Raw genomic sequence first — 26838 nt, 5'->3', positions numbered from 1 at the left:
GGTCGGGGAGATGGAGAGGCAGGCGGATGGGGGATGGGGGAGGCTGCTGATTCTCCCATCTCCGTACCGCCGCTCACCTCACGCCCGCACTTCCTCACCTCACACCCGCGCCTCCTCACCTGCTCGCCTCATCACTTCCCGTCTTCGCCTCCGCGACCCGTCCTGCGCAGTTCGTGCTCCAGGTCCTCCAGGGCCATGCCCTTGGTTTCCGGGGCGTACCGCTTGCAGAAGAGCAGGGACAGTGCGCACATCAGGCCGAAGAGCCAGAAGGTGATGCTCGCGCCCGCCGTGTCGAGGAGTACCGGGAACACCAGCGCCACCGTGAAGTTGGCCAGCCACATCACGAACACCGTCGCGCCCATGGCCAGGCCGCGCACCGTCAGCGGAAACATTTCGGCGAGCAGCAGCCAGACTCCGGTGTTCAAGGGCGCCTGCATGAAGCCCATGTAGAGGACCATGAGGCCGAGGACGAGGCAGCTGACTCCGGTGGACTTCGGGAGGTGGAAGGAGGCTCCCAGGAGGACCAGTGAGATGGTCATACCTGAAAGGCCAGTGAGTAGCATCGGTCGTCGTCCGACCTTGTCGATCAGTGACATGCCGATTGCGGTGGCGATGACGGAGACGGCGCCGACCGCGATGGTGGCCGCGATCGCGGCGTTGGTGTCCAGGCCCGTGGATTCCAGGATCTTCGGTGCGAAGTAGATGACCGCGTTGACACCGGTGATCTGCTGGACGATCGCCAACCCGACGCCGATGAGCAGGATGCGCCGTACCCAGGGCCTACGCAGTTCCTGCCAGGCACCGCGTCGCGCGTCGGCCTCCAGCGCGCGGGCCTGGCCGATGCGGGCCAGTTCCCCTTCGGCCTCCTCGGCGGGCAGGGTGCGCCGCAGAACCTTCGCGGCCTGCTCCGTACGTCCCTTGCTGATGTACCAGCGTGGCGTGTCCGGCAGGAAGAACAGCCCGACGAACAGAGCAACGGCCGGTAGCGCCGCCAGGCCCAGCATCCAGCGCCACGCTTCCCAGCGGGCGAGCACCGCGTTGATCAGGTACGCCAGCAGCTGGCCACTGACGATCATGAGGGAGTTGAAGGAGACCAGTCGGCCGCGGATGTGCGGGGGTGCGATTTCCGAGAGGTACAACGGTGTGATCACCGAGGCACTGCCCACCGCGAGACCGAGCGCGAAGCGCGCCACGACCATGAAGGGGACGGTGGGGGCGAGCGCCACGGCCACGGCGCCGCCGATGAACACCGCGCCCGCCCACAGCAGCGCGGTGCGCCGCCCCAGCTTGTCCGACATGCGCCCGCCGGCCAGCGAGCCGAACGCGGCACCGATCAACAGTGCGCTGGTGATGATGCCTTCACCGAGTGAGGTGAGGCCGAAGTGTGACTCCATGAAGGGGAGCGCGCCGGAGACGACGCCGGTGTCGTAACCGAAGAGGGCGCCGCCGAGAGCGGCGATGGCAGCGATACCGAGGACGAAGCGCTTGGCGTTGCGAGGGGCGGGAAGGGCAGGAGGGGCGGGAGAGGAGGAAGGGTGAAGAGAGGCGTTAGGTTCAGATGGTGTGGTGCACACGGGAGTTGTGGACGGTGGTGTGGACGAGGTAGAGGGGGCAGAAGGCGTGGGGGGTGTGGGGGGCCTGCTGGGTGCAGCCATGGGCAGCGGCTCCAGTTCTTCTTGACGTAGACCTTTCGGCCGGTGATGCGTGCCGCGTCATCGTTCGGGGGCAGGCCGGAACGCGCGCTGTGGCGTGGGGCGGCGGCGCACGGGACGTGCGGCAGGTGGCGAGACGGCCGGGACGTGCGGGGGCGTGCGGGTGGGGCGTGAAGGGGGCGCGCCAACTGCGGTCGTGCGGTGCTGCACGGGACGTAACGCGAGGTGCTGCACGGGACGTAACGCGAGACGTTGTGCCGGCCGCGACGCGACGTGATGTACCGACCGCGACGAGCGACAGCGCGCACGCCGAAACGGACAGTGGCCCGCGCCCCCCCGTCGAAACGGACAGTGGCCTGCACCCCGTCGCAACGAAAGTCGGGCGGCACGCAGGCCGCGCTCGTAGGCAGCGGCGCGCCGACCGCGGCACAACGCAACGGCGCGCCGCTATGCCAAGAATGGCGACACGGCTGACGCGTACGGCACGTACGACGCGTACGGAACGGAAACCGACCGCGACTCAGCGATACAGCGCCGGCCGCTCGCCCAGCTCGACCTCGACACGTTCGCCGGTGGCCTGGGCGCGTACGCCCGCCGCGCACACCGCGGCCGCCGCGTAGCCGTCCCAGCAGCTCGGGCCCTCGACCGCGCCGCGCCGCGTGGCGTCCACCCAGCGCTGCACCTGCCGGTCGTACGCCTCCTCGAAGCGTTCCACGAAGCCCGGAGTGATGGAGCCGCCCCATTTGCCGGCCGCGTTGACGAACACGCCGTGGTCGTCGCCGATCCGCGCGGTGCCGCCTTCGCAGACCACCTCGCAGCTGACCTGGTATCCGAAGCCGCAGTTGACGAACAGTTCGGTGTCGACGATCTGCCCGGCGGCGGTCTCGAAGAGGATGAGCTGCGGGTCACTGAGGCCGTCGGGCGCGTTGCCGAGGGGCGTCGGGCGGAGTACGCGTACGGCGGTGATCTCGTCGTCCAGCAGCCAGCGCGTCACGTCGATCTCGTGGACGGCCGAGTCGTGGATCATCATGGCGTTGGTGAAGCCGGGTGGTGTGCCGGCGTTGCGGTGCTTGTTGTGCAGCATCAGGGGGCGGCCGTACGCGCCCTGGTCGAGCAGCGACTTGAGTTTGAGGTAGTCGGCGTCGTACCGGCGCATGAAGCCGACCTGTACGCACCGGTGGCCCAGCCGCTGTTCGGCCTCCAGGACGCGCAGCGCGGAAGCCGGGTCCGGGGTGAGCGGCTTCTCGCACAGCACCGGCAGGTCGCGCGCGAACGCGGCGGACAGCGCGTCCTCGTGGGCCACGCCCGGCGAGGCGACGAGTACGGCGTCGACGTCCGGGTCCGCCATGGCGGCCGCCGGTTCGGTGTAGGGCGTGCACCCCTCGACGGCGTCGGCGACGCGCTTCACCCGGTCCGCGTCGATGTCGACGACCGCGGCCACCCGTGCTCCGCTGATGACGTCGCTGATACGGCGTACGTGGTCGGCGCCCATGCGGCCGGTGCCGATGACGGCCACGCCGAGCGTTCCGTGCTGCTGGCTCATTTCTGGTACTCCTCGCTCCGTACGGTCGGGACTCAGGCGCCGCAGGAGCGCAGGAAGCGGCGGGTGCGCTGCGCGATGGGCAGGGGCTGGTCGGCGGGACAGGGGTACATGTCCTGTTCGACGATGGCGAAGAGGTCGACGTCCAGGTCCTGAGCGGCCTCCAGGACGGGCGGCAGCGCCGGGACGCCCAGCGGCGGTTCGCACATCACGCCCTGCCGGACCGCGGGCCCGAAGGGCGTGCCCTTCGCGACGACGTCCGCGAGGATCTCCGGGTCGACCTGCTTGAGGTGGAGGTAGCCGATCCGCTCACCGTAGGTCTTGATGAGTTTGACGTTGTCGCCGCCGCAGTACGCGTAGTGCCCGGTGTCCAGGCACAGGCTGACCAGGGAGGAGTCGGTCCCGTCGAGGAAGCGTTCGACGTGTTCCTCGGTGTCGATGTGGGTGTCGGCGTGCGGGTGCACGACGATGTCCAGGCCGAACTCCTCCCGTACCCGCCTGCCCAGCCGTTCCATGCCGCTGTTCAGGTGGTGCCACTGCTCGGTGGTCAGTTCGCGCGGCTCCAGTTCTTCCGCGGTCTTGTCGTCGCGCCAGAAGGACGGGATGACCACCAGGTGCTTCGCGCCCATCGCCCGGGTGAGGGTGGCGACTTCGCTGACGTGCGCCCAGGTCTTGTCCCATACGTCCGGGCCGTGATGCAGCGAGGTGAAGATCGTGCCGGCGGAGACCTTCAGTTCGCGCCGGGCGAGCTCCGTGTGGAGGACGGCGGGGTCGGTGGGCAGGTAGCCGTAGGGGCCGAGTTCGATCCATTCGTACTGGGCCTCGGCGACCTCGTCCAGGAAGCGCTGCCACGGGACCTGCTGCTCGTCGTCGGGGAACCAGACGCCCCACGAGTCGGGGGCCGATCCGATGCGCAGACGGTCCAGAACGCGCGGGACGGCAGGGGGAACGGACATGCTGCGGCTCTCCTCTCGCCGGTCGCCGGTGACCGGGAGGCGCGGGGCTGGGTTGTGGGGCACAGCCTCCATCCCGGTCCGGGGAGTGTCAAGACTTCGTCATGACATAAGGACTTAAGGACTTTGTACGGGCCGGTACCCCCGTGGTGGCGCCGACCGCCGCACCCCGGACCTCGACGTCAGAATGTAAGGACAAAGTATTGACAGGGTCTCGGGCGCCCGGTTAGACCTGTGCTCAGTGACGAACCGGAGGGGCGCACATGACCGAGCCGCGGCAGACCGCACAGACCGGCCCGTACGACCTGATCACCATGGGCCGCATCGGAGTGGACATCTACCCGTTGCAGACGGGCGTTCCGCTTGCCCAGGTCGAGACGTTCGGGAAGTTTCTCGGCGGTTCGGCCACCAACGTCGCGGTCGCCGCCGCCCGTCTGGGGCGGCGGACGGCGGTCATCAGCCGCACCGGCCGTGACCCCTTCGGCGAATATGTTCACCAAGCGCTCCGCGACTTCGGCGTGGACGACCGCTGGGTGACACCCGTCGCGGAGCACCCGACGCCCGTCACCTTCTGCGAGATCTTCCCGCCGGACGACTTCCCGCTCTACTTCTACCGCCGCCCCAAGGCGCCCGACCTGGTCATCCACCCCGAAGAGCTGGACCGCGACGCCGTACGGGCCGCCCGCGTCTTCTGGATGACCGGCACCGGACTGTGCGAGGAGCCGAGCCGTACGGCCACCCTCGCCGCACTGGAAGCGCGCGCCAAGGCGGGCACCACCGTCTTCGACCTGGACTGGCGGCCGATGTTCTGGGGCGGCGAGGGCGGCGCGTCCGGTGCCGGCGGCGTCACCGGCGAGGCGGCGAGGGAGCGGGCGCGCCCGTACTACGAGGCCGCGCTCGCCCGTGCGACGGTCGCGGTCGGCAACGTCGACGAGGCCGAGGTCGCCACCGGTGTCCGCGAACCGAAGCGGTGCGCGCAGACGTTGCTGGACATGGGCGTCGAACTGGCCGTCGTCAAGCAGGGGCCCAAGGGCGTGCTGGCCATGCACCGTGACGGCCGTACTGCCGAGGTGCCGCCCACTCCCGTCGAGGTCGTCAACGGCCTGGGTGCCGGTGACTCCTTCGGGGGAGCGCTGTGTCACGGGCTGCTGTCCGGCTGGGAGCTGGAGCCGATGATGCGGTACGCCAACGCCGCCGGCGCGATCGTCGCGTCGCGGCTGGCCTGTTCGTCCGCCATGCCGACGTGCGCCGAGGTCGAGGAGTTCCTCGCCGCTCGGTGAGCGCCGCGGGCGGTCGCCGTAGATCTGGCCGTCTTACGCCCGGCTGCCCGGCCCGCCCCTCTCGGTGTCACCGAGCTTCCGCCCTGCCGAAAGCCCGCCCGAGTGCCCATCCGAGCGCCCTGCCCGGTGCCCCCGTACGAACCCGTCCCACCAGAAGGTGAGAACCGCCTTGACCACTCGGATCTCCGACATCGTGACGCTGCGGGCCCGGAACCCGAAGGCCGTCGCCCAGGCCGCGGCGCGCCGCACCCGCCGCCCCCTGATCGGCGACAGTGGGCGGTTGATGATCATCGCGGCCGACCATCCGGCGCGGGGCGCACTCGCCGTCGGCGACCGCAAGCTGGCCATGGCCAACCGCCTCGACCTCCTGGAGCGCCTGTGCCTGGCACTGTCCCGCCCCGGTGTGGACGGTGTGCTCGCCACCGCCGACATCCTGGAGGACCTGCTCCTGCTCGGTGCGCTCGAAGGCAAGGTCGTGATGGGGTCCATGAACCGCGGCGGCATCGCCGGGGCCTCCTTCGAGATGGACGACCGGTTCACCGGGCACCGCCCGCAGGACATCGCCCGGCTCCGGTTCGACGCCGGCAAGCTGTTGCTGCGTATCGACTACGGCGACCCCGGCTCGCTGGCCACTCTGGAGTCCTCGGCCCGCGCCATAGACGCGATGGCCGAGCGGGAGCTGCCCATCTTCGTCGAACCGTTTCTCTCCCGGCGGGCGGACGGAAACGTCCGCAACGACCTGAGCGCGGAGGCCGTGACGAAGGCCGTCGCCATCGCCTCCGGCCTGGGCGGCACCTCCGCGTACACGTGGCTGAAGCTGCCGGTCACCGACGACCCGGACGACATGGCGCAGGTCTGCGAGACCTCGACGCTGCCGACGGTGCTGCTCGGCGGCGACATCAAGGACAGCGCCGGGGGCCAGGAAGCGGCGTACGAGAAGTGGCGCAAGGCGCTGCGCCTGCCGAGCGTGCAGGGGCTGGTGGCGGGCCGTTCGCTGCTCTACCCGGCGGACGGGGACGTGGCGGCGGCCGTGGACACCGCCGTTTCCCTGCTCCGGCGATGACTGCGTCCGGCGACGACCGTGATCCGGCGACGACCGCTTTCCGGATGACCGCGACCCGGCGACGACCGCGTCCCGGCAGCGACCGCGGTAACTGTCAGTGGTGAGGAGGAGACTTGCAGCCATGACGACCGAGCTGCGCAACACCGAGTTTCACATCAGGGCTCGTGACGGGGCCGACGAGCACGGGCCGTACGAGCTGGACACCGACCCGGGCCGGACGGCTGACGGGGTTGCGGCCCTGCGGTACACGTCCCTGCGCGTCCTCCGGCTGCCGCCCGGCGGGAGCCACACGTTCGCCGCCGGCGACAGCGAGTGGATCGTGCTACCGCTGAACGGTGGCTGTACGGTCGCGGTCGACGGCGGCGCTCCGTTCGAACTGACCGGACGCGAGGACGTGTTCAGCGGGGTCACCGACTTCGCGTACGTACCGCGTGACGCCGAGGCACGGATCAGCAGCGCCGCCGGCGGCCGGTTCGCGCTGACCGGCGCCCGCTGCTCGCGCCGCCTGCCCGCGCGGTACGGCCCCGCGAGCGGCGTGCCCGTGGAACTGCGCGGTACGGGCAACTGCTCACGTCAGGTCAACAATTTCGGCGCGGCCGACGTCTTCGCGTGCGACCGGCTCATCGCCGTGGAGGTGCTCACGCCCGGCGGCAACTGGTCCTCGTACCCGCCGCACAAGCACGACGAGTGCCGGCCGGGGGAGGAGAGCGAGCTGGAGGAGATCTACTACTTCGAGATCGCCCCAGCCCACGGCTCCGGAGGACTCGGCTACCAGCGCGTCACCCCTTCCGGCAACGGACGCGGGACGGACGTGCTCACCGAGGTCCGCAGCGGCGATGCCGTGCTGATTCCCGACGGCTGGCACGGCCCGTCCATCGCCGCACCAGGCCACACCATGTACTACCTCAACGTCATGGCCGGCCCGGGGGAGGAGCGTGCGTGGCTGATCTGTGACCACCCGGACCACGGCTGGATCCGCGACACTTGGCCCGACCAGCCCGTCGACCCCCGCCTGCCGCTGTACGACGCTCCGGAAGCCGGCCCCCGCCCGCCCTTGAACGACGCCCCGGAAGCCGACCCGGAAGCCCACCCCGAGGGAGACGCACGATGACCACTCGACGCCTGACGGTGGCGCAGGCCCTGGTCACCTTCCTGGCCCACCAGTACACGGAACGGGACGCCCCCGCGGCCCCCGGTGGCCAGGACGGCGCGCCCACCAGGCACCGTCTGATCAGTGCCTGCTGGGGCATCTTCGGACACGGCAACGTGGCCGGTGTGGGCCAGGCCCTCCTGGAGGCCGGCCCGGAGACCATGCCCTACCTCCAGGGCCGCAACGAGCAGGCCATGGTGCACGCCGCGGTCGGCTACGCCCGCCAGCGCGACCGCCTCTCCGCACACGCCGTCACGACCTCCATCGGCCCCGGCGCCACCAACCTCGTCACCGGCGCGGCCCTCGCCACGGTCAACCGCCTCCCGGTGCTCCTGCTGCCCGGCGACATCTTCGCCACCCGTCCCGCCGACCCGGTGCTCCAGCAGCTCGAAGTCCCGTACGCGGGTGACGTGTCCGTCAACGACGCCCTGCGCCCGGTCTCCCGCCACTTCGACCGCGTCACCCGTCCCGAAGCGTTGATCCCGGCCGCCCTCCAGGCGATGCGGGTGCTGGCCGACCCCGTGGAGACCGGCGCCGTCACCCTCGCGCTGCCGCAGGACGTGCAGGCCGAGGCGTACGACTGGCCCGAGGAGTTCTTCGCCGACCGGGTGTGGCGGGTGCCCCGGCCCGCGCCCGACGTCGCCGCGCTGGCCGACGCCGTACGGGCGGTACGCGCCGCCGAACGGCCGCTGATCATCGCAGGCGGCGGCGTCCACCACAGCGAGGCCGAGGACGCCCTGCGCGCCCTCGCCGACGCCACCGGCATCCCCGTCGCCTCCACCCAGGCCGGCAAGGGTTCCCTGCGCCACGACCACCCGGCCGACGTGGGCGGCATCGGCCACACCGGCACCGCCACGGCCGACGTGCTGGCCGCCCGCGCCGATCTCGTCCTCGGTGTCGGCACCCGCTACACGGACTTCACCACCGCCTCCGCCACCCTCTTCGCCGCCCCTGGCGTCCGCTTCGTCAACCTGAACATCGCGTCCTTCGACGCCCACAAGCTCGCCGCGACCCCGCTGGTCGCCGACGCCCGTACCGGCCTCGAAGCGCTCACCGAGGCCCTGTCCGGACACCGCGTCCCGCCGGCGTACGAAGCGGAGTACGGCGCCGCCAAAGCCCGCTGGGAGTCCCTCGTCGACGCCGCTTACGCCGCGCCCGACGACTCCGTACGCCCCTCCCAGACGCAGGTGCTCGGCGCGCTGGACGCCACCGTCGGCGACCAGGACGTGATCGTCAACGCGGCCGGTTCGCTCCCCGGTGACCTGCACAAACTGTGGCGGGCCCGCTCCCGCCGCCAGTACCACCTCGAATACGGCTACTCCTGCATGGGCTACGAGATCCCCGCCGCCATCGGGGTGCGGCTGGCCGCGCCCGACCGGCCCGTGTGGGCGCTGGTCGGCGACGGAACGTATCTGATGATGCCCACCGAGATCGTCACCGCGGTCCAGGAAGGCATCAACATCAACATCGTGCTCGTCCAGAACCACGGGTACGCCTCCATCGGCGGCCTGTCCGAGCAGACCGGCGGCGAGCGCTTCGGCACGGCCTACCGCTACCGCGCCGCCGACGCCTCCTACACGGGCGACCCGCTGCCCGTGGACCTCGCCGCCAACGCCGCGTCCCTGGGGATGCACGTCATCCGTGCCGCGACCGTCGGCGACCTGCGCGCCGCGCTCGCCGCGGCCCGCGCCGACGAGCGCCCCACATGTGTCTATGTCGAGACCGCAACGGCCGACACTGTGCCGGGCGCGCCCGCGGCCCAAGCCTGGTGGGATGTCCCTGTGGCCGAGATCGCGACGCGTCCGGCGGCGGTCGAGGCCCGTAAGGACTACGACCGGCACGCCACCGCGCGCCGCCGCCATCTCTGAACCACGCTCCCCGCAGACCCGGCCAGCCTCCCCCCCCCGAACCGCCACCTCCCCCCCGATCGCCCACCGCCCACCGACCGCCCCCGTCACGGCACCCGCTCACCGCCGTCACCCAGAAAGGCCCCCGCATGAAGACCGTCAACCACTGGATCGGCGGCAAGCCCGCCGAGGGCGTGTCCGGCTCGTTCGGCCCGGTCTACAACCCCGCGACCGGCGCCCAGGAGAAGCAGGTCGCCTTCGCCTCGGTGGATGAGGTGGACGCGGCCGTCGCCGCCGCCAAGGAGGCGTTCCGCACCTGGGGCACCAGCTCGCTGGCCAAGCGCACGGCCGTGCTGTTCGCCTACCGCGAGCTGATCGACGCGCACCGCGAGGAGCTGGCCGCGCTGATCACCGCCGAGCACGGCAAGGTGCACAGCGACGCGCTGGGCGAGGTCGCCCGCGGTCTGGAGATCGTCGAGCTGGCCTGCGGCATTCCGCAGCAGCTCAAGGGCGAGCTGTCCACCCAGGTCTCCACCCGCGTGGACGTGGCCGCGATCCGTCAGTCCCTCGGTGTCGTCGCCGGCATCACGCCGTTCAACTTCCCGGCGATGGTGCCGATGTGGATGTTCCCGCTCGCCATCGCCTGCGGCAACACCTTCGTCCTCAAGCCCAGCGAGAAGGTGCCGTCCGCGGCCCTCAAGCTGGCCGAGCTGGCCGCCGAGGCGGGCCTGCCGGACGGCGTGCTGAACATCGTCAACGGCGACAAGGTTGCGGTCGACCGCATCCTGGAGCACCCGGACATCGCCGCCGTCTCCTTCGTCGGCTCCACCCCCGTCGCCCGCTACATCCACGCCACGGGTACGGCCAACGGCAAGCGCGTCCAGGCCCTCGGCGGCGCCAAGAACCACATGCTGGTCCTGCCCGACGCCGACCTGGACCTCGCCGCGGACTCCGCGATCAACGCCGCGTACGGTTCGGCCGGTGAGCGCTGCATGGCGGTCTCCGTGGTGGTGGCCGTCGGCGACACCGCCGACCCGCTGATCGAAAAGATCAAGGAGCGGGCCGCCGCGCTGACCATCGGTCCCGGTGACGACCCGGCCTCCGAGATGGGGCCGCTCATCACCAAGGCGCACCGCGACAAGGTCGCCTCGTACGTGTCCGGTGCCGCGGCCCAGGGCGCGGACGTCGTCGTCGACGGTACGGACTTCACGGTCGCCGGCCACGAGAACGGCCACTGGATCGGCGTCTCGCTGCTCGACAACGTCACGCCCGAGATGGACGCGTACCGCGACGAGATCTTCGGCCCGGTGCTGTCCGTCGTCCGGGTGGGCACCTACGACGCGGCGATCTCGCTCATGAACTCCTCGCCGTGGGGCAACGGCACCGCCATCTTCACCCGGGACGGCGGCGCGGCCCGCCGCTTCCAACTGGAGGTGGAGGCCGGCATGGTCGGCGTGAACGTGCCGATCCCGGTGCCGGTCGGCTACCACTCCTTCGGCGGCTGGAAGGACTCCCTCTTCGGCGACCACCACATCTACGGCAACGACGGCGTGCACTTCTACACCCGCGGCAAGGTCGTCACCACCCGCTGGCCCGACCCGTCCGACGGCGGCATCAACCTGGGCTTCCCCAGCAACCACTGACATCGGCGGACATCCGCGGGCGGCGCGTGACGGGTCCACGGGCACGGCAGGCGTGGGCGGTCGGCGCGGGCGGCCGGGGCGCCGGGGGCCGGACGGGCCCGTGGCGTCCCGCCGGTCACCGCCGTCGCGGAAATCCCGCCGTAATACCGGGGAACCGTTCTGGCCGGATGGCGCATGATGCTGCGTATGAATGACGAACAACAGCCCACAGGAGCCGTGGAGATGCAGCGTGCCGCGGCAGGTGCTCCATGACGAGGGCCCCGGTGATCCGCCACGCGGTCCGTACGGATCTGGCGGACGTGGTCGCGCTGGCCGCGGAGCACGCCGCGTACGAACGGTCGGCACCGCCCGCCGCCGACCTGGAGGAACGGCTCGCGGACGCGCTCTTCGGGCCGCGGCCGCAGTGGCTGCGCTGCCTGGTCGCCGAACTGTCCGGCGGCGAACTGGCCGGGTACGCCACCTGCTCGACGGCCTTCGACACCTGGCAGGGCCGCGAATACCTGAGCCTGGACTGCCTCTACCTGCGCGCCGAGCACCGCGGACTCGGGCTGGGCGCCCTGCTGGTCGAGGCGGTCATCGGCGAGGGCAAGGCGCTGGGCGTCGCGGAGATGCAGTGGAACACGCCCGACTGGAACGCCGGAGCGATCCGCTTCTACGACCGGTTCGGCGCGACCCGCAAGGACAAGAAACGTTTCACGCTGGCGCTGGAGACGGGCGGCAGAGGCTGAGAGCGGAGGGCCGGCGGGCTGCCGGCTCTCACCTCTTGGTGCCCGCCGTGGCGGTGGCCAGGTAGGCCTCGGCGAGCGCCGGCGTCATCAGCCAGTCGTGGTAGTCCGCCGGGTCGGCGTAACCGTTGACGAAACGGTGCGCCACGGCGGGGTGTTCGGCGGCGGCCACCAGCAGACGCTGCACATGCTGCGGCAGCGGTTCCAGCATCAGGTTCGTGAACTCCGTGACCTGCTGGGCGTGCCGCCAGAACGCGGCGAAGGCCGACCGCATCCACTCCGGATCGAAGGGCGCGTCGCCGCGCTCCAGAATCGTGTCCAGGTAGACGGCCGCGCCGCGGGCGGCGGTGTTCGAGCCCTGGCCGGTGATCGGGTCGTTGGTCACGACCGCGTCCGCCAGGCCCAGGACGTACGTGTCCGGCGCGACCTCGGCCACCGGATGCCGGACGACGGGGGTGACCGCGCCGTACAGCGTCGCACCCGCGTCCGTGGGCACGGCGTCCTTGCACAGCTCGTACTCCCCGGGCGTATACGTACGCAGCAGCCCCAGCGCGCGGGACACACAGCCGTCCGGCGACGGCTGGTCGTGCCAGCAGTCGAACGGCCCGCCCGGCAGGGCCTCGAACAGCACGATGCCGCAGGGCCCGCCGGTCGTGAGCGCCGGCAGCACGAAGACCTCGCCGGCCCCGGCCACCGCGTTGATCCGCGTCTGCGGCTCCGGTTCACCGGCCGGCGCCGCGATGCCGTGCACGTACACGCAGGCCAGCGTGCGCTGCGGCCGGTCGAAGGGGCAGTACAGCGGATTGCGGGCGAAGATCCGGGTGAGGTCGCCGCGCCCGGAGGCGACGATCGTCAGATCGTGTTCGGCGGCGAGCGCGGGGAGCAGGGCGGGTGTGACGGAGCCGTACCGGACCCGGCCGCCCCTGGCCTCGTACAGACCGAGCCAGCCGGCCGTCTTCACCCGCTGGTCGACGGAGTGCGGCGGCTCGTCGAACTGCCCGGTGAAGGTCAGCGCGGATTTCCCGGGCGGATCCCACACCGTCACCCGCAGCGAACCCGAGCCGGGCGCGGTCGCGTCCCAGAGATTGAGCCCGGCGGCGCGCTCCAGACGCCGCGCCGGGCCGAACATGAGCTGCGTCGACATCACCCGCCCGGCGCGCACTTCCTGCGCCGTACGGTCGGTGACCAGCGTGACGTCGTAGTCCGCGGCGAGGAGAGCCAGGGCGAGATGCAGCCCCGCCTGCCCAGCGCCGACGATGGCGATCCTGCGCATTGCCGCCTCCCCTGGGCCGACCCGGCCCGCCCCCACATCGTCTTTTGTAGCGGCGGGGTTGTGCGGTGTACAGAGGGCCACGGGGCGCACGGACGCGTTGTCCGTACTACGGGCGCGGTACGCGTGGCGGCGGCCGTACTGCCGGAGGAGGTGTACGGGTTCGCCCCGGCGGCTCGGTGGCCCGCAGCGGAACGTCCTTAGGATTCACCGTATGACTTTCCGACTCCGCGGACGACGGCTGTACGCGACGGCGGCCGTGCTGGCCGTACTCGCCGGGTCAGGCACGTGGGCGGCCGTGGCCGCGGACGACCCGCCCGCCGTACACCGGGAGGACCGGACGTTCGCCATGCCTGAGAGCGCCGGGGGCGCCGACGAAGGCAGTGGCGCAGGGGCCGGCGGGGGCGAGACGGGCGGCCCCGGGGAGGGCAAGGTCCGGATCGACGCGTCCTACTTCACCGCGGGCGGCACCGGCCGCCGTCCCGCCGTCCTCCTCGGGCACGGCTTCGGCGGCAGCAAGGAGTCGGTACGCGGGCAGGCCGAACAGCTCGCGCGGGACGGGTACGCCGTGCTGACCTGGTCGGCGCGCGGTTTCGGCAAGTCCACCGGAAAGATCGGGCTCAACGACCCGGACCGGGAGGTGGCCGACGTCCGCCGGCTGATCGACTGGCTGGCGGAGCGTCCCGAGGTACGGCTCGACGGCGCGGGCGACCCGCGGGTCGGCGTGGCCGGAGGCTCGTACGGGGGAGCGATCGCGCTGCTGGCGGCCGGTCACGACAAGCGCGTCGACGCGATCGCCCCGCAGATCACGTACTGGAACTTGGCCGACGCGCTCTTTCCCAACGGCGTCTTCAAGAAGCTGTGGGCCGGAATGTTCTTCTCGACGGGGTCGGTCGGTGCGGCTGAGGGGGGCGAGGGGGCTGGGACGACGGGGGGCTCGGGAGCCGGCAACGGCGGTGGCGCCGGCAGCGATTCCGGCACCGGTAGCGACGCCGGTACCGGTACCGGCGGATCGGGCGCCGGTGGCAGCGGGAAGTCCGCCGCGGAGACCGCGCCCCGGCCCCAGGACAGCACCGACGGCTGCGGCCGGTTCGAGCGGCAGTTGTGCGAGATGTACGAGCGGATCGCCGTCTCCGGCAAGCCCGACGCCGCCGCCCGCGAACTCCTCGAAGCCCGCAGCCCCTCCGCCGTCGCGGACCGGATCAAGGTTCCGACGCTCCTCATGCAGGGCAGAACCGATTCGCTGTTCCCGCTCGGCCAGGCCGACGCGATGTACCAGGCACTCCGCGCGAACGGCGCCCCCGTATCCGTCGACTGGCTCGCCGGCGGACACGACGGCGGCGACCGCGAGACCGGCCGCCTCGCCGACCGTACGAAGGCCTGGTTCGACCGCTACCTGAAGGACGAGAAGAGCGCGGACACCGGGCCGGCGTTCCGCGTCAGCCGTGGCGGGGCCGTGGACTCCACCAACGGCGCCGCCCGGCTGCGCGGCGCGAGCGGCGACCACTACCCCGGCCTGGACAACGATCCGCGGCCGGTCCGCCTGACCGGCCGCGAACAGCGGTTCGCCAATCCGGCCGGGGCGAGCCCGCCGTCCATCTCCACCGTGCCCGGCGTCGGCGCGCTCAACAGCCTCTCCAGTGTCGGCGCGGGGCTCTCCCTCGACTCCCCGGGCCAGTACGCCCGGTTCGAGTCGCAGCCGCTCCGCGATCCGCTGCGCGTCACCGGCGCGCCGACCGCCCGCGTACGCATCGGCTCCACCAGCGACGACGCGGTGCTCTTCGCCAAGGTGTACGACATCGGGCCGAACGGCAGCAGCCGGCCGGTGCTGCCCGCCGGGCTCGCCGAGCCGTACCGCATCACCGGCGCCAAGGCCGGCAAGAGCGTCGAACTGCGGATGCCGGCCATCGACCACGAGTTCGCGGCCGGACACCGGCTGCGCCTGGTGCTCTCCTCGACGGACCTCGCGTACGCCTCGCCCGCCGAGCCCGCCACGTACACCGCCTCCCTGGAAGGCGGTGGCGACGGGGAGAGCGGCGGCGTCCTGAGCGTGCCGACCGCGCCCGCGGTCAAGAGCGCGGCGGCCCCGCTGCCCGTGTGGACCTGGGCGCTGCCCGCCGCGGGCGCGGCCGTGGCCGTACTGCTCCTGCTCGTCGGGCGGCGACGGGCCGCGGCCGGCGCGCCCGACCCGGACCTGGCGGACGTACCGCTGCAGATCACCGGTCTGAGCAAGCGGTACGCCAAGTCCGCCGACCGCTACGCCGTACGGGACCTCTCCTTCCGCGTCGAGAAGGGCCAGGTGCTCGGGCTGCTCGGGCCGAACGGCGCGGGCAAGACCACCACCTTGCGCATGCTCATGGGCCTGATCGGGCCGGACGCCGGTGAGATCCGCGTCTTCGGGCACGCGATCCGGCCCGGCGCGCCGGTGCTGTCGCGGGTCGGTGCGTTCGTCGAGGGCGCGGGTTTCCTGCCGCACCTGTCGGGGCGCGCCAACCTGGACCTGTACTGGCAGGCCACCGGCCGCCCGGCCGAGGACGCGCACATCGACGAGGCGCTGGAGATCGCCGGGCTGGGCGACGCGTTGCAGCGCGCGGTGCGTACGTACTCGCAGGGGATGCGACAGCGCCTGGCCATCGCCCAGGCCATGCTGGGCCTTCCGGACCTGCTCATCCTGGACGAACCGACCAACGGACTCGACCCGCCGCAGATCCGCGAGATGCGGGATGTGATGATCCGGTACGCGGCCGGCGGCCGTACGGTGATCGTCTCCAGTCACTTGCTGGCCGAGGTCGAGCAGACCTGTACGCATCTGGTCGTCATGGACCGTGGCCAACTCGTCCAGGCGGGGCCCGTCGCCGACATCGTCGGCACCGGAGACACCCTGCTCGTCGGTGTGGAGGGCGGCGAACCGCTGTCCGACGTCCTCCTGGAGAAGGTGGCCGCACTGCCCGGGATCGCGGCGGCCGTCCGGGCCGACGAGGGGCTGCTCGTCACGCTCGACGGCACGACGAGCACCTCGCGCCTGCTGCCCGAACTGCTCCGGCTGGAGATCCCGGTGGCCCGTATCGGCCCCCACCGTCGCCTGGAAGACGCCTTCCTCACCATGATCGGAGGTGACCGGTGACCCCTGTCACCGAGCCCGGCCACGACGGGCAGCCCGCGCCTTCCGACGGGCCCGCGCGCGCCAGTGGCTCCACGCTCTCCGGCGGGCCCGCGGGCTCGTCCGTGTCCGGCGCGCCGCACGCTCCCGGTTACCGCCCGCGCCGGACCCTGCCGCTGCGCGTCGAGGCGATGCGGCAGCTCAAACGGCGCCGCACGCTGGTCATCGGGGCGATTCTGGCGGCCCTGCCGTTCGTCCTGGTCGCGGCCTTCGCGATCGGCGGCGACCCGGGCGGCCGCAACAACCGGGTCACCCTGATGGACACCGCGACCGCCTCCGGTGCCAACTTCACCGCGACCGTCCTGTTCGTCTCGGCGGGCTTCCTGCTGGTCGTTCCCGTGGCGCTGTTCTGCGGGGACACGGTCGCCTCCGAAGCGAGCTGGTCCTCACTGCGCTATCTGCTCGCGGCGCCCGTCCCGCGCACCCGGCTGCTGCTGAGCAAACTCACCGTGGCCCTGCTGTTCAGCGCGGCGGCGATGGTGCTGCTGCCGCTGGTCGCCCTCGGCGTCGGAACCGCCGCGTACGGATGGGGGCCGCTGCAACTGCCCACCGGGGGCGCGCTCGCCGCCGGTGACGCACTGCCCCGCCTCGCGCTCGCCGTCGCGTACATCTTCGTCAGCCAGCTCGTCACGGCAGCCCTCGCCTTCTGGCTCTCCACAGTGACGGACGCGCCGCTGGGCGCGGTCGGCGGCGCGGTCGGCCTGACCATCGTCGGCAATGTGCTGGACCAGGTCACCGCCCTGGAGCAGTGGCGCGACTTCCTGCCGGCGCACTGGCAGTTCGCCTGGGCCGACGCGCTCCAGCCGCAGCTCGACGGTACGGGCATGCTCCAGGGGGCGGCGGTCTCCGTGGCGTACGCGCTGGTGCTGTTCGCGCTGGCGTTCCGGGGGTTCGGGAAGAAGGACATCGTGTCGTAGCGGAGTGGGGCCCGGCGGGCTCGTTGCTCCAGTCGGGTGGTGGGTGCGAAAGCCCGCAACCAACTCGGACTCCCGGTTGTCTCAGTGGGTGAAGACCGGCAATGCGCACATAGGACAGAAGTCGGAAGTCGAGGACATCTCATGCTCCGTCACGCTTCGCGCACCACCGCGACCGGTACTGCCGCTGGTACCGGCACCGCCACTTCCACAATCACCGGCACTGCCACTGTCATCGCCATAGCGACCGCCATGGCCCTCACCTTGGCTGTCGCACCCGCCGCCTCCGCCGCTCCGGCCGCTGCCGCCCCGGACGCTTCCGTACAGCAGCAGTCCCGGGCCGACCTGCGTACCGACCCGAACGGCCGTTACACCGCCGAGGAGATCCGCCGCTTCCTGGCCTCCTTCTACGGAAAGCACGGACCCAGCGCCTGGAAGCGCGAGCACCAGGTCTCCGCCGAGCTCAAGAAGAAGGCAGCCGAGACGCCCGACTACGACCTGCTGCTGTGCGCTCAGAACACGCCGCGCAACATCTCCGTGGGCAAGGTCACCACCGCCCAGTCCGCCCGCGTCGGCTGGGCGACCGTCACCACGTACTGGAGCGGGAACCGCGAGGAACACTTCACCGCGTACGTGGACCTGGACGCGACGCGGCCCATCGCCTTGCTGGACGTGGCCTGCTCGGTGTGAGGCCAGGGGCGCGAGACGCGGGGCGCGCGCGGGCGAAGTCCGCGGAGTGAGGCGCGCTCCCGGGGGTCCGAGGGAGGGGCGAGAAGGAGGGGACACGATGCGGTGGGCCGGACGGGCCCTGTGCGCGGGAAGGGGCGGAAGTTACTCCGCCGGCCCCTGCATGTGGGCGCTGATCCACTGCATCGTGCCTTCGCCCATCCCCTTCACGTAGGTGTCGGCGCCGTGCATTCCGCCGGCCACCGTCTGAAGCCGCGTCTTGACCGGGCCGCGTCCGTAGCGCGCGATGAACTTCTTGACCTTCGGCACGACCGTGGCTTCCTTGGAACCGTCCTGGAAGCCCAGATAGACATCGGGCCCGCCCTTGGCGATCAGCCGCTGGGCCAGGACCTCGGGGTTGTTCTCCCGCTGCTCCTTCGCGTGCCCGCGCCAGAGTGGTGAGTCCGGCACGATGTCCGGGCCGCTCGGTATCGCGGCCTTGAAGGTCTCCGGGTGCTGCAGGACGTTCTTCAGCGCGGCGAAACCGCCGGACGAGGACCCCATGATCGCCCAGCCGTCCCGCCCCTTGAGCGTACGGAAGTTCTGCCGGACGAAGTCGGGGACGTCCTCGTTCAGCCAGGTGCCCATCTTCGGCCGGCCGGGTATGTCGCTGGCGTCGTAGTACTGCTTGGCGTCGGGGTTGAGCACCGGCATCACGACGATGAACGGCAGGCTCTTGCCCTCCTTCGACCACTGCGCCAGATTCTCCTCCAGCTTCAGGTCGCCGCCGATCCAGTAGTTGACCGGGTAGCCCTCGGCGCCGGGCAGCGCCATCAGGACCGGGAATCCCTTGTCCGCGTTCTTCTTCTCGTAGTACTCCGGCGGCGCCCATACCCACACCTTCCCGGTGAACCCGGACTTGGGGCCGTGGTACGTGGCCACACCGATCGGCGTGCCGTCCCCGGCGCCGCCGACCTTGCGCTGCTCCTTGAAGCTGATCGGGTTGGTCGGCATTCGGGCGAGCGATGCCTGGCCCGGCCGCTGGGCGCCGTGCGAGCCGGACCCGGGGGCGTCACCGAAGCGCACCGGCGTGTCGTCGGATCCGCCCGAGCCACAGCCGGCGGTGGCGGCGAGGGCGGCCAGGGTGGTCAGTACGACCACCGGGGTGAGCAGGGTCTTGCGCACGGGACCTTCTCCTTGCTGAGCGGGCCGGAGGGCGTCCGGCTGCCGAACAAGAGGGTGCGGCCGGTGCAGGGGTTTCCCTTCCCGGCGGTCGGGTTGCCCACGCGGATCGGCGTCGTCGGCGAGACACGTCTGTGACCTGCGCGGTTTACCTGTCGCAGAAACCGCCTTTACGGTGATTTTCTCGGCGAATCGCCGGGAGGGGGGAGCTTGCGCGGCGGGCGGGCTCTACGGCTGGTCCGCCTCGGCGGTGTCCGGGCCGTCCCGTCCGAGCGGCTACCCCGTCTGCGCGACCGCGCCCGCCCGCACGCCCGCCCGCCCGCACGCCCGCCCGCGCCCGCACCGCCGTCGGCAGCCCGCCCGCGCGCCCACCCGGGCACCCCTCCGCACGCCCCTCCGCGCCCCCTGCGTGAACCCGTCCGAGTGCCCGTCGCGACCCGTCCGCAAACCGGCGCAGATCATTCCGTTTCGGCGCTTGCGAGTACGTATTCTCGGGGGCATGACCTGGTCGCGAGCGCTGAAGAAGACCGCCCGCTCCGGGCTGACCATCGAGAAGGCCAAGCTCACCCCGCTGATCGCGATCCGCGGCTCGGTCGGGGTCGCCATCGTCATCGGCCTGTGCCTCTGTCTCGGCAACCCGGCCCTCGCCGTCTCGTCGGCCTTCGGCGCGTTCGCCGCCGGCATCGCCACCTTCCAGCGCAGCTGGCGGCCCCGGCCCGTGCTGGCCCTCGCGGTCGCGGGCGGCCTCTCCGTCTCCACCTTCCTCGGCTACCTGGCCGCCGCGCACATCGTCGGCTTCCTGGTCCTGCTCTCCCTGTGGACCTTCCTGGCCGGCCTGGCGTGGTCGGTCGGGCCGGTGTCCGGGCTGGTCGGCACCCAGACCGTCTCGGTCATGCTCGTCACCGTCACGCTGCCGACCTCGATCCTCGGTGCCCTGGAGCACGCGGCCATCATCGCGTTCGGCGGCTTCGTCCAGGCCGCGCTCATCGTGCTCTTTCCCGTACGGCCCTGGGGTGTGCAGCGCGACGCGCTCGCCGACGCGCTGGCCGCCGAAGCGGACTACGCACGCCGGCTGCGGCACGACCCGGTCGCTCCTTTCGACCCGCAGCCCTTGATGAACGCGCGCCTCGCCTCCGCCGTGACCCCGCGTCAGGCCAAGCGCCGCCCCGTCCAGCTGCACGGGCCCCGGGCGCTGGCCGAGCAGGTCAGACCGGTCCTGGCGTCGCTCGCCGACCCGGTCGTCGGCGCGCCGGTGGAAGGGCCCGAACGCGACCGGGCGCGCGAACTGCTCGGCGCGGCCGCCACCGTACTGGACGCCGTCGCGACCGCCATCCGGCGCGGCAAACCCGTACGCCTGCCGCCCGAGGCGATGGCCACTCTCGAAATGCCGCAGGACGGTGACGGGCCGCGGCTGACCGGCGCCGCCCGCCGCTCCGCGCTGCGGCTGATCTCGCTGCTCGCCGACGCCGTGGAGTTCACCGACGAGCCCGTCCAGGCCACCCGGCCCACCACCGAGGCGGAGCGCGGGCACCTGTTGCGCCCGAGTGTGCCGAAGCTGGTGCCGGTGGCACTGCGTGCCGTACGCCGGGAGATCCGCTGGTCCTCGCACATCTTCCGGCACGCGCTGCGGGTCAGCGCGGTGGCCGCCACGGGGTACCTCATCGGCCAGGCGCTGCCCTTCGGCCACGGGTACTGGGCGCCGCTGGCCTCGGTGATGGTGATGCGGCCCGACTTCGGGCAGACGTACTCGCGCGGTGTCGCACGGTTCATCGGCACCCTGGTCGGGGTCGCGGTGGGCGGCGCGATCATGGGCCTCACCCATCCGAACCTGTACGTCAGCGCGGCGCTGGCGGTCGTGTGCGTCCTGGCGATGTACCTGCTGATGCGTACGGGGGTGTCGGTGACCTCGGCGTGCGTCGCCGCGTACGTCGTCTTCCTGCTCGGCATCGCGGGCGCCGGCTGGGAACAGACCGTGCAGGAACGTGTCGTCCTCACCCTCCTCGGCGGACTGCTGGCCATGCTGTCCTACGCGCTCTTCCCCGCCTGGGAGACGCCGCGGCTGCGCGAACGGCTGGCCCAGTGGCTGGAGGCCAACGGCCGGTACGCCGTCGCCGTCTTCGACATCTACGCGCGGCCCGCCGAACGCCGCCCCCGCCAGGTCCGCGAAGCCCTCCTGGACGCCCGCGCCGCCCGAGCCGCCTGGGAGGAGAGCGAGGCACGCGCCGAGAAGGAACCGGTGCGCCACCGTGGGCTGTCGCTGAGCGCGGCAGCGTCGGCACAGTCCGCCCTGTCCACGATGGGCCGGGTGGTGATGATTCTGGAAGCGCATCTTCCGGACAAGGACGCGGAACCTTCACCGGGTGCCCAGACGTTCACGGAAGAGCTGCGCGAGTCCCTGCCGCGCGCGGTCGATGCCGTACGGGAGCGGCGCGACCTGGACTGGAGCGCGCTGCGCGCCGTATGGGAGGAGTGGGTCGCGCAGTCGGAGACCCGCGGCGTCGCGCTGCGCGGCGCCGACCTGCTCCTGGACGCGCTGGACGACCTGGCCGAGGCCCTGTCACGGGGCCCCGGCGGCAAGAACCGGGCGACGCGGGGGGCCAAGGACACGGGAGGGCTGCGGAGAGTGGGGGATACCGGAGAGACACGGAAAGTGGGGGACACGGGAGGCACCAGGGTGGCGCGGGAGAACGGCGGACCGGGAATCCCGCGGACGTCCGCCTCGGGCTGAAGGCGTCGGTCTGGACGCGTCGGGCGGAAGGCGTCGGGCCGGACACGTCGGGCCGGCTGTGTCGGAGCGGAACCGTCCGGTGTCGCCGAACCGCCCGGCGCCACCCGGAACCATTCGGCGCCGCCTGTAGTCTTGATAATTGCCCGCAAATGGCGCCATTGGCGAGCTTGACGAGCTCGGTGGACTTCACTGCCCGAGCGGCTCAGCGAGCCATCCGTGCCGCCCGGGGCGCGATGTTCGAGGGCCCTGCGCGCGGGGCCCTGTCGTCCAGTCGAGAGAGAGCAAGCGAACCTCCCATGGCGTCCAGCACTTCGTCCGGTACGTACGACATAGGCATCGACCTCGGCACCGCCAACACCCTGGTCTACTCACGCGGCAAGGGCGTCGTCCTGAACGAGCCGTCCGTCGTCGCCGTGAACGCGTCCGGCGAGGTGATCGCCGTCGGGTCGGAGGCCAAGCGCACCATCGGCCGCACCCCGTCCGGCATCACCGCGATGCGCCCGCTCCAGGAGGGGGTGATCGCCGACTTCGACGCGGCCGAACAGATGCTGCGCGCCCTGATGAAGAAGGCGCTGCCCACCCGCCGCTTCTCCAAGCCGCGGGTCGTGATCTGCGTGCCTTCCGGCATCACCGGCGTCGAGCGGCGGGCCGTCATCGACTCGGCGCGCAGCGCCGGCGCCCGTGAGGTGCACCTGATCGAGGAACCGATGGCGGCGGCGATCGGCGCCGGTCTGCCGGTGGCCGAGCCGGTCGGCTGCATGGTGGTGGACATCGGTGGCGGTACGACCGAGGTGGCCGTCGTCTCGATGGGCGGCATCGTCACCGCCCAGTCGGTACGGGTCGCGGGCGACGCGCTGGACGCGGCGATCATCTCGTACGTGAAGAAGAAGCACTCGCTGGCGATCGGCGAGCGCACCGCCGAAGACATCAAGATCGCGATCGGCTCGGCGGCCTGGACCCCGGTCGACGTGGACGAGGAGGGCGAGCCCGAGCGCCGTACGTCCTACACTGTGCGCGGCCGGGACCACGTCAGCGGGCTGCCGCGGATCCAGGAGATCACCGAGGAGGAGATCCGTTCGGCGCTCGCCGAACCGGTCGACGCGATCGTACGGGCCGTGCACCGCACCCTCGACGAGTGCCCGCCCGAGCTCTCCGGGGACATCATCGAGCGCGGTATAGCGCTGACCGGTGGCGGCGCGCTGCTGCGGGGCCTCAGCCAGCGGCTGCGTCAGGAGATGGGCGTACCGGTGGTGGTCGCCGACGACCCGCTGGACTGTGTGGTCAACGGTACGGGCCGGTGCGTCGACGAATTCGCCACGCTGCAGGGGCTGCTGGCCGGAGCCATGGAGCAGCCGCGGAAGGCCGTACGGCTCTGAGGCGCGCGGCGCCGTGCCGAGCCGGCGGGCCCGCTTCCCGTCCGTCCCCCGCCGGAAGCCGTCGACGTGCGGTAACCCCTGAAACGGGTGAAGATGATTGCGCCGGCTGCGAGGCCGGTCGTGGTGAGTCAGCGTTCACCCTGGAGGAACGATCATGCCGAACCGGTTGGCGTTCATGATCGACACGGGGCCGGTTGCGGGAAGCGGGCTCCCATGCTGAACGCGAAGGTCTTCCAGCCGGCTGAACGGGTGCGGACGGGCTCGGTCCCGCAACGCCGCTGGGCCGTGGCACACGCCCGGTCGGTCGTCGAGGACGGTGAGCGCGCCGTGGCAACCGGCGGACAGCAAGAGGTCCGGGACAGCGGGCCCAGACCGTACATCGCGGTGGTCCTCATGGAGTCGCCGGGCGAGGGTGGCGGAACGCCGAGCGAGGGTGGCGGATCGCCGGGCGAGAGCGGTGGCGGATCGCGGGGCGGAGGCGGCGGTGATCCGCTGTACGAGGAGAGTGTGCTGCTCGTGTACGCGACGGACGAGGCGGACGCGCGGCGCCGGGCCGAGCGGCGAGCCCGCTCCCGGGAGACGAGCTACCTCAACGACCGGGGCGAGACGGTGTCCTGGTGCTTCAAGTGCGTGGTGGACGTGAGCGCGGCGCTGGACGAGGACCTGACACAGGATGCCGACCTGTACGCACGGCACTTCCGCGACTACGCGGCCTACGAACGCTTCGAACCGCTGCTGTCGGGCGAAGAGCTCTGATCGGACGCGAACGTGAAAGTGGACGTGGACACGGATGTGTACGTGGACACGGACGTAGACGTGGATGTCTGACGAACCGGGTGTGGACGCCTGACGAGCGGGGCGTGGACGCCTGGCGGATGGCACCGACGTCGCACGGGCAACGGGTGACCGGTAACGGTAACCGCCGGCGCCCATGCGCCTTGAATCCACGGGCGATCCAGCTCCAGGTAACCGTTTCTTCATCCACTTGTCCCGGTCCGCGCTCCGCCACCGGCCACCCCGGCGGAGGGCGCGGATCCGCCTGCGGAGGCCGAGGAGTGACCTGGCGTCAGTCCTTGATCAAAGGCGGTTATGCTACTACCGGCCCAGTGTATGAAGGCAGTTACCGCAGGTACCTCTGTGGCGGCGCCGAACGGGGAGCTGGGACCCGCTAGACGTCCTGTGATCTGTCGATGTTTTGAGGGTTTTAGGGTGCAGATGGTTCGAGAAGGATCGTCGCCCGAGGGGCCGCGTCCTGCCTCGGTTCTCGCGTGGATACTGCCCGCCGCGGCGACCGCCGTGGCCGCGGCCGTCGCCGCGGTGACGGTCCCCCCGCAGGCGACTACGCCGGTGGTATGGATCGGCGCGGTCGCCACTGTGGCGGTCGCGCTGGTCACCGGCGAGGTCACCCGCCGGGGCCGGGCGCTCGCCGCGCTCCGTGCGCAGGCCGCGGCGCAGCAGGCGGCGCTGGGCCGGCAGGAGGCCGAGACCGTACGGCTGGCCGAGGAATTGCTCCCCGACGTGGTGGCCCGGCTCGGCCGCGGCGAGTTTCCCGAGGACGTGCACGCGGCGATCACCGAGGAGGTGACGCGGCAGGGGCGGGAGTCGGGGCTGACGCCCGAGTTCACCGCGGCGCACCAGGCGGTGCTGCGCTCCGTCCTCGACGCCGTCGTCGCCGAGGAGGACCTGCGCGAGTCCGCGCAGCGCGCCTTCGTGAACATCGCCCGCCGCGTGCAGGCGATCGTCCACCAACAGGCGCAGGAACTCCGAGACATGGAGGACCGGCACGGTCAGTCCCCGGAGGTCTTCGGCGACCTCCTGCGCCTGGACCACGGTACGGCGCTGATCGGCCGTCTCGCCGACTCCATCGCCGTTCTCGGTGGCGCGCGCCCGGGCCGCCAGTGGAGCCGCGCGGTCCCGCTGTTCAGCGTGTTGCGCGGCGCGATGTCGCGAATAATCGACTACCAGCGCGTCGAGTTGCACTCCGTTTCGGAGGTCGCGGTCGTCGGCACCGCCGTCGAACCGCTGATCCACGCGCTGGCCGAGCTGCTCGACAACGCCACCCGCTACTCCCCGCCGCAGACCCGGGTGCACCTGACCGCCGTGGAGGTGCAGTCCGGTATCGCCGTCGAGATCGAGGACGGCGGCGTCAGCATGAGCGAGGAGGCCCGCGCGCGGGCCGAGCGGATGCTCCAGCAGGCACAGCAGGGCATCGACGTCAACGACCTGGGGGAGACGCCGCGGTTGGGTCTCGCCGTGGTCGGCCGGCTGGCGCAGGCGTACAACTTCCATGTGTCGCTGCGGCCTTCCGCGTACGGCGGTGTCCGCGCGGTACTGATCGTTCCGCAGGACCTGATCACCACCGCCGCGGCGACCGGACGGGCGCACGGCATCGGCGCGTCCTCGGGCCCGCGTACGGTCCGTACGGAGCGCCGCGAGGTGAACGCGGCCCCGCAGGCCGCCGGTCCCCGGCACGCCGCGGCGACCCCGTCCGCGCAGTCTGCCCCAGCTCCGGCCGCGCTGTCCGTACCCGCGGCGCCCGCGCCTGCCGCCGCGGCAGCGCCCCCGCAGTTCCGGGACGACGTCCGGGAGGAGACCCAGGATGACCTTCCTCTCGTGACCGAGCGGACCGCCAACGGACTGCCGCAGCGGCGCCGCAAGTCCCGCGTCACCGCGCCCGTGCCCCCGGCGGCCCCCGGCGCCCACGCGGCACCCGCTCCCACGTCTCCCGCCGCCGGGACGGAGGAGGCCGCGCCGGTGCAGCCCGGTATGTGGCTCGCCGCGTTCCAGAGCGGCCTGTCCGGCGAGAGCGGGTCGGGTGCCTCGGGCCAGTCGCAGCCGCAGCCGCCCCGAGGACAGCAGGCCCAGCCGCCGACCCCGGCTCCCGCCCAGGCGCAGCCTCAAGCCCAGGCGCAGCCTCACGCCCAGGCGCAGCCTCAACCTCACGCCCAGCCCCAGCCGAACCACGACCAGTACGGCCAGCAGGACCACGGCCGGTGCGACCAGTACGGTCAGCCGGGCCAAGGGCAGCAGGACCACGGCCAGTACGACCAGTACGGCCAGTCGGCCAACGACCGGCAGGGCCGGCAGCGCCAGCAGGGCCGGTGGGGCGGAGCCGCCGAGCGTCCCGGCCCGGATGCCGGCTGGGCCGGCCACCCGGGCCCGGCCGCCGGTACGGGGACTTCAGTCAGTGCCGCAAGTGCAGCCAGTGAGAAGAGTGACGAGTCGTCGGAAAAGAGTGAGTAGCCATGATTCAGCACCGGCCCAACATGGACTGGATGCTCAAGGATCTCGCGGAGAGCGTTCCGCAGACCCGTCACGTGGTCGTGCTGTCCTCGGACGGCCTGCGCATGGCCCAGTACGGTACGGAAACCGATACCGCCGACCGACTGGCGGCGGCCTGCGCCGGACTCCAGAGTCTGGCGGGCGCGGTGTCCGCGGAGTTCCCGCACAGCGACGGCCGGATGCGCATGGTCGTGATCGAACTGGACGGTGGCTTCTTCTACTTGATGGCGGCGGGCGCCGGCGCGTACCTCGCCGTCCTGGCCGATGAGGGTGTGGACGCCGGGCTGATAGGACAGCGGATGCGGGACCTGGTGGCCCGTATCGGCGAGCACCTCAGCAGCCCACCGCGCCACGACGGACAGGACGCATGAGCGGGCGCAGCGAGCGGATCGGCCGGCGGCGTGGGC

18 protein-coding genes and 1 pseudogene are annotated in these 26838 nt (G+C 71.8%); 14 read left to right on the top strand and 5 right to left on the bottom strand.

Annotation, left to right across the window (positions count from 1 at the left end):
• Positions 1 to 131: 131 nt before the first annotated feature.
• From ACZ4QV_RS06740 to ACZ4QV_RS06730, 3 genes are all read right to left on the bottom strand, one after another.
• On the bottom strand, positions 132 to 1574 hold the full coding sequence (locus tag ACZ4QV_RS06740) for a sugar porter family MFS transporter (RefSeq protein WP_467762643.1): 1443 nt from the start codon (positions 1572 to 1574) through the stop codon (positions 132 to 134).
• A 598-nt stretch (positions 1575 to 2172) separates the two neighbouring features.
• Positions 2173 to 3195, bottom strand: coding sequence for a Gfo/Idh/MocA family protein (locus ACZ4QV_RS06735; protein ID WP_361633262.1), 1023 nt, complete (start codon positions 3193 to 3195; stop codon positions 2173 to 2175).
• A gap of 32 nt (positions 3196 to 3227) precedes the next feature.
• On the bottom strand, positions 3228 to 4148 hold the full coding sequence (locus tag ACZ4QV_RS06730; RefSeq protein ID WP_361144476.1) for a sugar phosphate isomerase/epimerase family protein: 921 nt from the start codon (positions 4146 to 4148) through the stop codon (positions 3228 to 3230).
• A gap of 260 nt (positions 4149 to 4408) precedes the next feature.
• Here ACZ4QV_RS06730 and iolC point away from each other — a divergent pair, with 260 nt between their 5' ends.
• From iolC to ACZ4QV_RS06700, 6 genes are all read left to right on the top strand, one after another.
• Positions 4409 to 5425 carry a 5-dehydro-2-deoxygluconokinase gene (gene iolC / locus ACZ4QV_RS06725; RefSeq protein ID WP_361582541.1) on the top strand — a complete coding sequence of 339 codons (1017 nt, stop codon included), beginning with the start codon at positions 4409 to 4411 and terminating at the stop codon, positions 5423 to 5425.
• Between the two features lie 169 nt (positions 5426 to 5594).
• A complete protein-coding gene (locus ACZ4QV_RS06720; RefSeq protein ID WP_361144470.1) occupies positions 5595 to 6488 on the top strand; it encodes a Cgl0159 family (beta/alpha)8-fold protein in 894 nt (297 codons plus the stop codon).
• A gap of 121 nt (positions 6489 to 6609) precedes the next feature.
• Entirely contained in the window at positions 6610 to 7599 is a 990-nt protein-coding gene (iolB, locus tag ACZ4QV_RS06715; RefSeq protein ID WP_361582538.1) for a 5-deoxy-glucuronate isomerase, read from the top strand.
• On the top strand, positions 7596 to 9506 hold the full coding sequence (gene iolD / locus ACZ4QV_RS06710) for a 3D-(3,5/4)-trihydroxycyclohexane-1,2-dione acylhydrolase (decyclizing) (protein WP_361582535.1): 1911 nt from the start codon (positions 7596 to 7598) through the stop codon (positions 9504 to 9506). Before iolB ends, iolD begins: the two co-directional genes overlap by 4 nt.
• Before the next feature lie 128 nt (positions 9507 to 9634).
• Positions 9635 to 11128 carry a CoA-acylating methylmalonate-semialdehyde dehydrogenase gene (locus tag ACZ4QV_RS06705; RefSeq protein WP_361633270.1) on the top strand — a complete coding sequence of 498 codons (1494 nt, stop codon included), beginning with the start codon at positions 9635 to 9637 and terminating at the stop codon, positions 11126 to 11128.
• A 248-nt stretch (positions 11129 to 11376) separates the two neighbouring features.
• Complete coding sequence (locus tag ACZ4QV_RS06700) at positions 11377 to 11856, top strand: GNAT family N-acetyltransferase (protein WP_361144459.1); 480 nt, start codon at positions 11377 to 11379, stop codon at positions 11854 to 11856.
• Positions 11857 to 11884: 28 nt separating this feature from the next.
• Here the strand turns inward: ACZ4QV_RS06700 and ACZ4QV_RS06695 are convergent, their stop codons facing one another.
• The gene (locus ACZ4QV_RS06695) at positions 11885 to 13126 is read right to left on the bottom strand and encodes a styrene monooxygenase/indole monooxygenase family protein (RefSeq protein ID WP_361144456.1); all 1242 of its coding nucleotides are present in this window, start codon (positions 13124 to 13126) and stop codon (positions 11885 to 11887) included.
• Positions 13127 to 13337: 211 nt separating this feature from the next.
• Between ACZ4QV_RS06695 and ACZ4QV_RS06690 the strand changes: the two genes are divergently transcribed.
• From ACZ4QV_RS06690 to ACZ4QV_RS06680, 3 genes are all read left to right on the top strand, one after another.
• Entirely contained in the window at positions 13338 to 16247 is a 2910-nt protein-coding gene (locus ACZ4QV_RS06690) for an alpha/beta fold hydrolase (RefSeq protein ID WP_361633273.1), read from the top strand.
• 167 nt (positions 16248 to 16414) lie between these two features.
• Positions 16415 to 17200: an ABC transporter permease gene (locus tag ACZ4QV_RS06685; protein WP_361145290.1), complete on the top strand. Its 786-nt coding sequence runs from the start codon at positions 16415 to 16417 to the stop codon at positions 17198 to 17200.
• A 249-nt stretch (positions 17201 to 17449) separates the two neighbouring features.
• Entirely contained in the window at positions 17450 to 17887 is a 438-nt protein-coding gene (locus ACZ4QV_RS06680; RefSeq protein WP_361582523.1) for a hypothetical protein, read from the top strand.
• 141 nt (positions 17888 to 18028) lie between these two features.
• Here ACZ4QV_RS06680 and ACZ4QV_RS06675 read toward each other — a convergent pair whose 3' ends face one another.
• Positions 18029 to 19048, bottom strand: coding sequence for an alpha/beta hydrolase (locus ACZ4QV_RS06675; protein WP_361144449.1), 1020 nt, complete (start codon positions 19046 to 19048; stop codon positions 18029 to 18031).
• A gap of 496 nt (positions 19049 to 19544) precedes the next feature.
• Between ACZ4QV_RS06675 and ACZ4QV_RS06670 the strand changes: the two genes are divergently transcribed.
• The 5 genes and pseudogenes from ACZ4QV_RS06670 to ACZ4QV_RS06650 all read left to right on the top strand — a co-directional run bounded on the left by ACZ4QV_RS06670 (position 19545) and on the right by ACZ4QV_RS06650 (position 26802).
• The gene (locus ACZ4QV_RS06670) at positions 19545 to 21773 is read left to right on the top strand and encodes an FUSC family protein (RefSeq protein ID WP_361633276.1); all 2229 of its coding nucleotides are present in this window, start codon (positions 19545 to 19547) and stop codon (positions 21771 to 21773) included.
• Positions 21774 to 22069: 296 nt separating this feature from the next.
• Positions 22070 to 23149, top strand: coding sequence for a rod shape-determining protein (gene mreB, locus ACZ4QV_RS06665; RefSeq protein ID WP_361144443.1), 1080 nt, complete (start codon positions 22070 to 22072; stop codon positions 23147 to 23149).
• A gap of 213 nt (positions 23150 to 23362) precedes the next feature.
• Positions 23363 to 23905 (top strand): DUF4288 domain-containing protein, encoded by a 543-nt coding sequence (locus ACZ4QV_RS06660; RefSeq protein ID WP_361633279.1) that lies wholly within the window; start codon positions 23363 to 23365, stop codon positions 23903 to 23905.
• Between the two features lie 459 nt (positions 23906 to 24364).
• Positions 24365 to 25987 (top strand): annotated as a pseudogene (locus tag ACZ4QV_RS06655) (sensor histidine kinase); the annotation flags it as partial.
• Positions 25988 to 26394: 407 nt separating this feature from the next.
• Entirely contained in the window at positions 26395 to 26802 is a 408-nt protein-coding gene (locus tag ACZ4QV_RS06650; RefSeq protein WP_030018953.1) for a roadblock/LC7 domain-containing protein, read from the top strand.
• Positions 26803 to 26838 lie beyond the last annotated feature (36 nt).

This window comes from Streptomyces sp. NPDC026394 (assembly GCF_055567735.1).
The sequence above is the reverse complement of the archived record's forward strand: the minus strand, read 5'-3'. Positions and strand labels throughout refer to the sequence as shown.

What these genes read in the sequence shown, in the direction of transcription:
- iolB (WP_361582538.1), top strand. Translation starts at nt 6,610, where the DNA reads ATGACGACCGAGCTGCGCAACACCGAGTTTCACATCAGGGCTCGTGAC.
- ACZ4QV_RS06650 (WP_030018953.1), top strand. Translation starts at nt 26,395, where the DNA reads ATGATTCAGCACCGGCCCAACATGGACTGGATGCTCAAGGATCTCGCG.
- ACZ4QV_RS06700 (WP_361144459.1), top strand. Translation starts at nt 11,377, where the DNA reads ATGACGAGGGCCCCGGTGATCCGCCACGCGGTCCGTACGGATCTGGCG.
- ACZ4QV_RS06660 (WP_361633279.1), top strand. Translation starts at nt 23,363, where the DNA reads ATGCTGAACGCGAAGGTCTTCCAGCCGGCTGAACGGGTGCGGACGGGC.
- mreB (WP_361144443.1), top strand. Translation starts at nt 22,070, where the DNA reads ATGGCGTCCAGCACTTCGTCCGGTACGTACGACATAGGCATCGACCTC.
- ACZ4QV_RS06695 (WP_361144456.1), bottom strand. Translation starts at nt 13,126, where the DNA reads ATGCGCAGGATCGCCATCGTCGGCGCTGGGCAGGCGGGGCTGCATCTC.
- ACZ4QV_RS06680 (WP_361582523.1), top strand. Translation starts at nt 17,450, where the DNA reads ATGGCCCTCACCTTGGCTGTCGCACCCGCCGCCTCCGCCGCTCCGGCC.
- ACZ4QV_RS06705 (WP_361633270.1), top strand. Translation starts at nt 9,635, where the DNA reads ATGAAGACCGTCAACCACTGGATCGGCGGCAAGCCCGCCGAGGGCGTG.
- ACZ4QV_RS06670 (WP_361633276.1), top strand. Translation starts at nt 19,545, where the DNA reads ATGACCTGGTCGCGAGCGCTGAAGAAGACCGCCCGCTCCGGGCTGACC.
- iolD (WP_361582535.1), top strand. Translation starts at nt 7,596, where the DNA reads ATGACCACTCGACGCCTGACGGTGGCGCAGGCCCTGGTCACCTTCCTG.
- iolC (WP_361582541.1), top strand. Translation starts at nt 4,409, where the DNA reads ATGACCGAGCCGCGGCAGACCGCACAGACCGGCCCGTACGACCTGATC.
- ACZ4QV_RS06735 (WP_361633262.1), bottom strand. Translation starts at nt 3,195, where the DNA reads ATGAGCCAGCAGCACGGAACGCTCGGCGTGGCCGTCATCGGCACCGGC.
- ACZ4QV_RS06685 (WP_361145290.1), top strand. Translation starts at nt 16,415, where the DNA reads ATGCGGCAGCTCAAACGGCGCCGCACGCTGGTCATCGGGGCGATTCTG.
- ACZ4QV_RS06730 (WP_361144476.1), bottom strand. Translation starts at nt 4,148, where the DNA reads ATGTCCGTTCCCCCTGCCGTCCCGCGCGTTCTGGACCGTCTGCGCATC.
- ACZ4QV_RS06690 (WP_361633273.1), top strand. Translation starts at nt 13,338, where the DNA reads ATGACTTTCCGACTCCGCGGACGACGGCTGTACGCGACGGCGGCCGTG.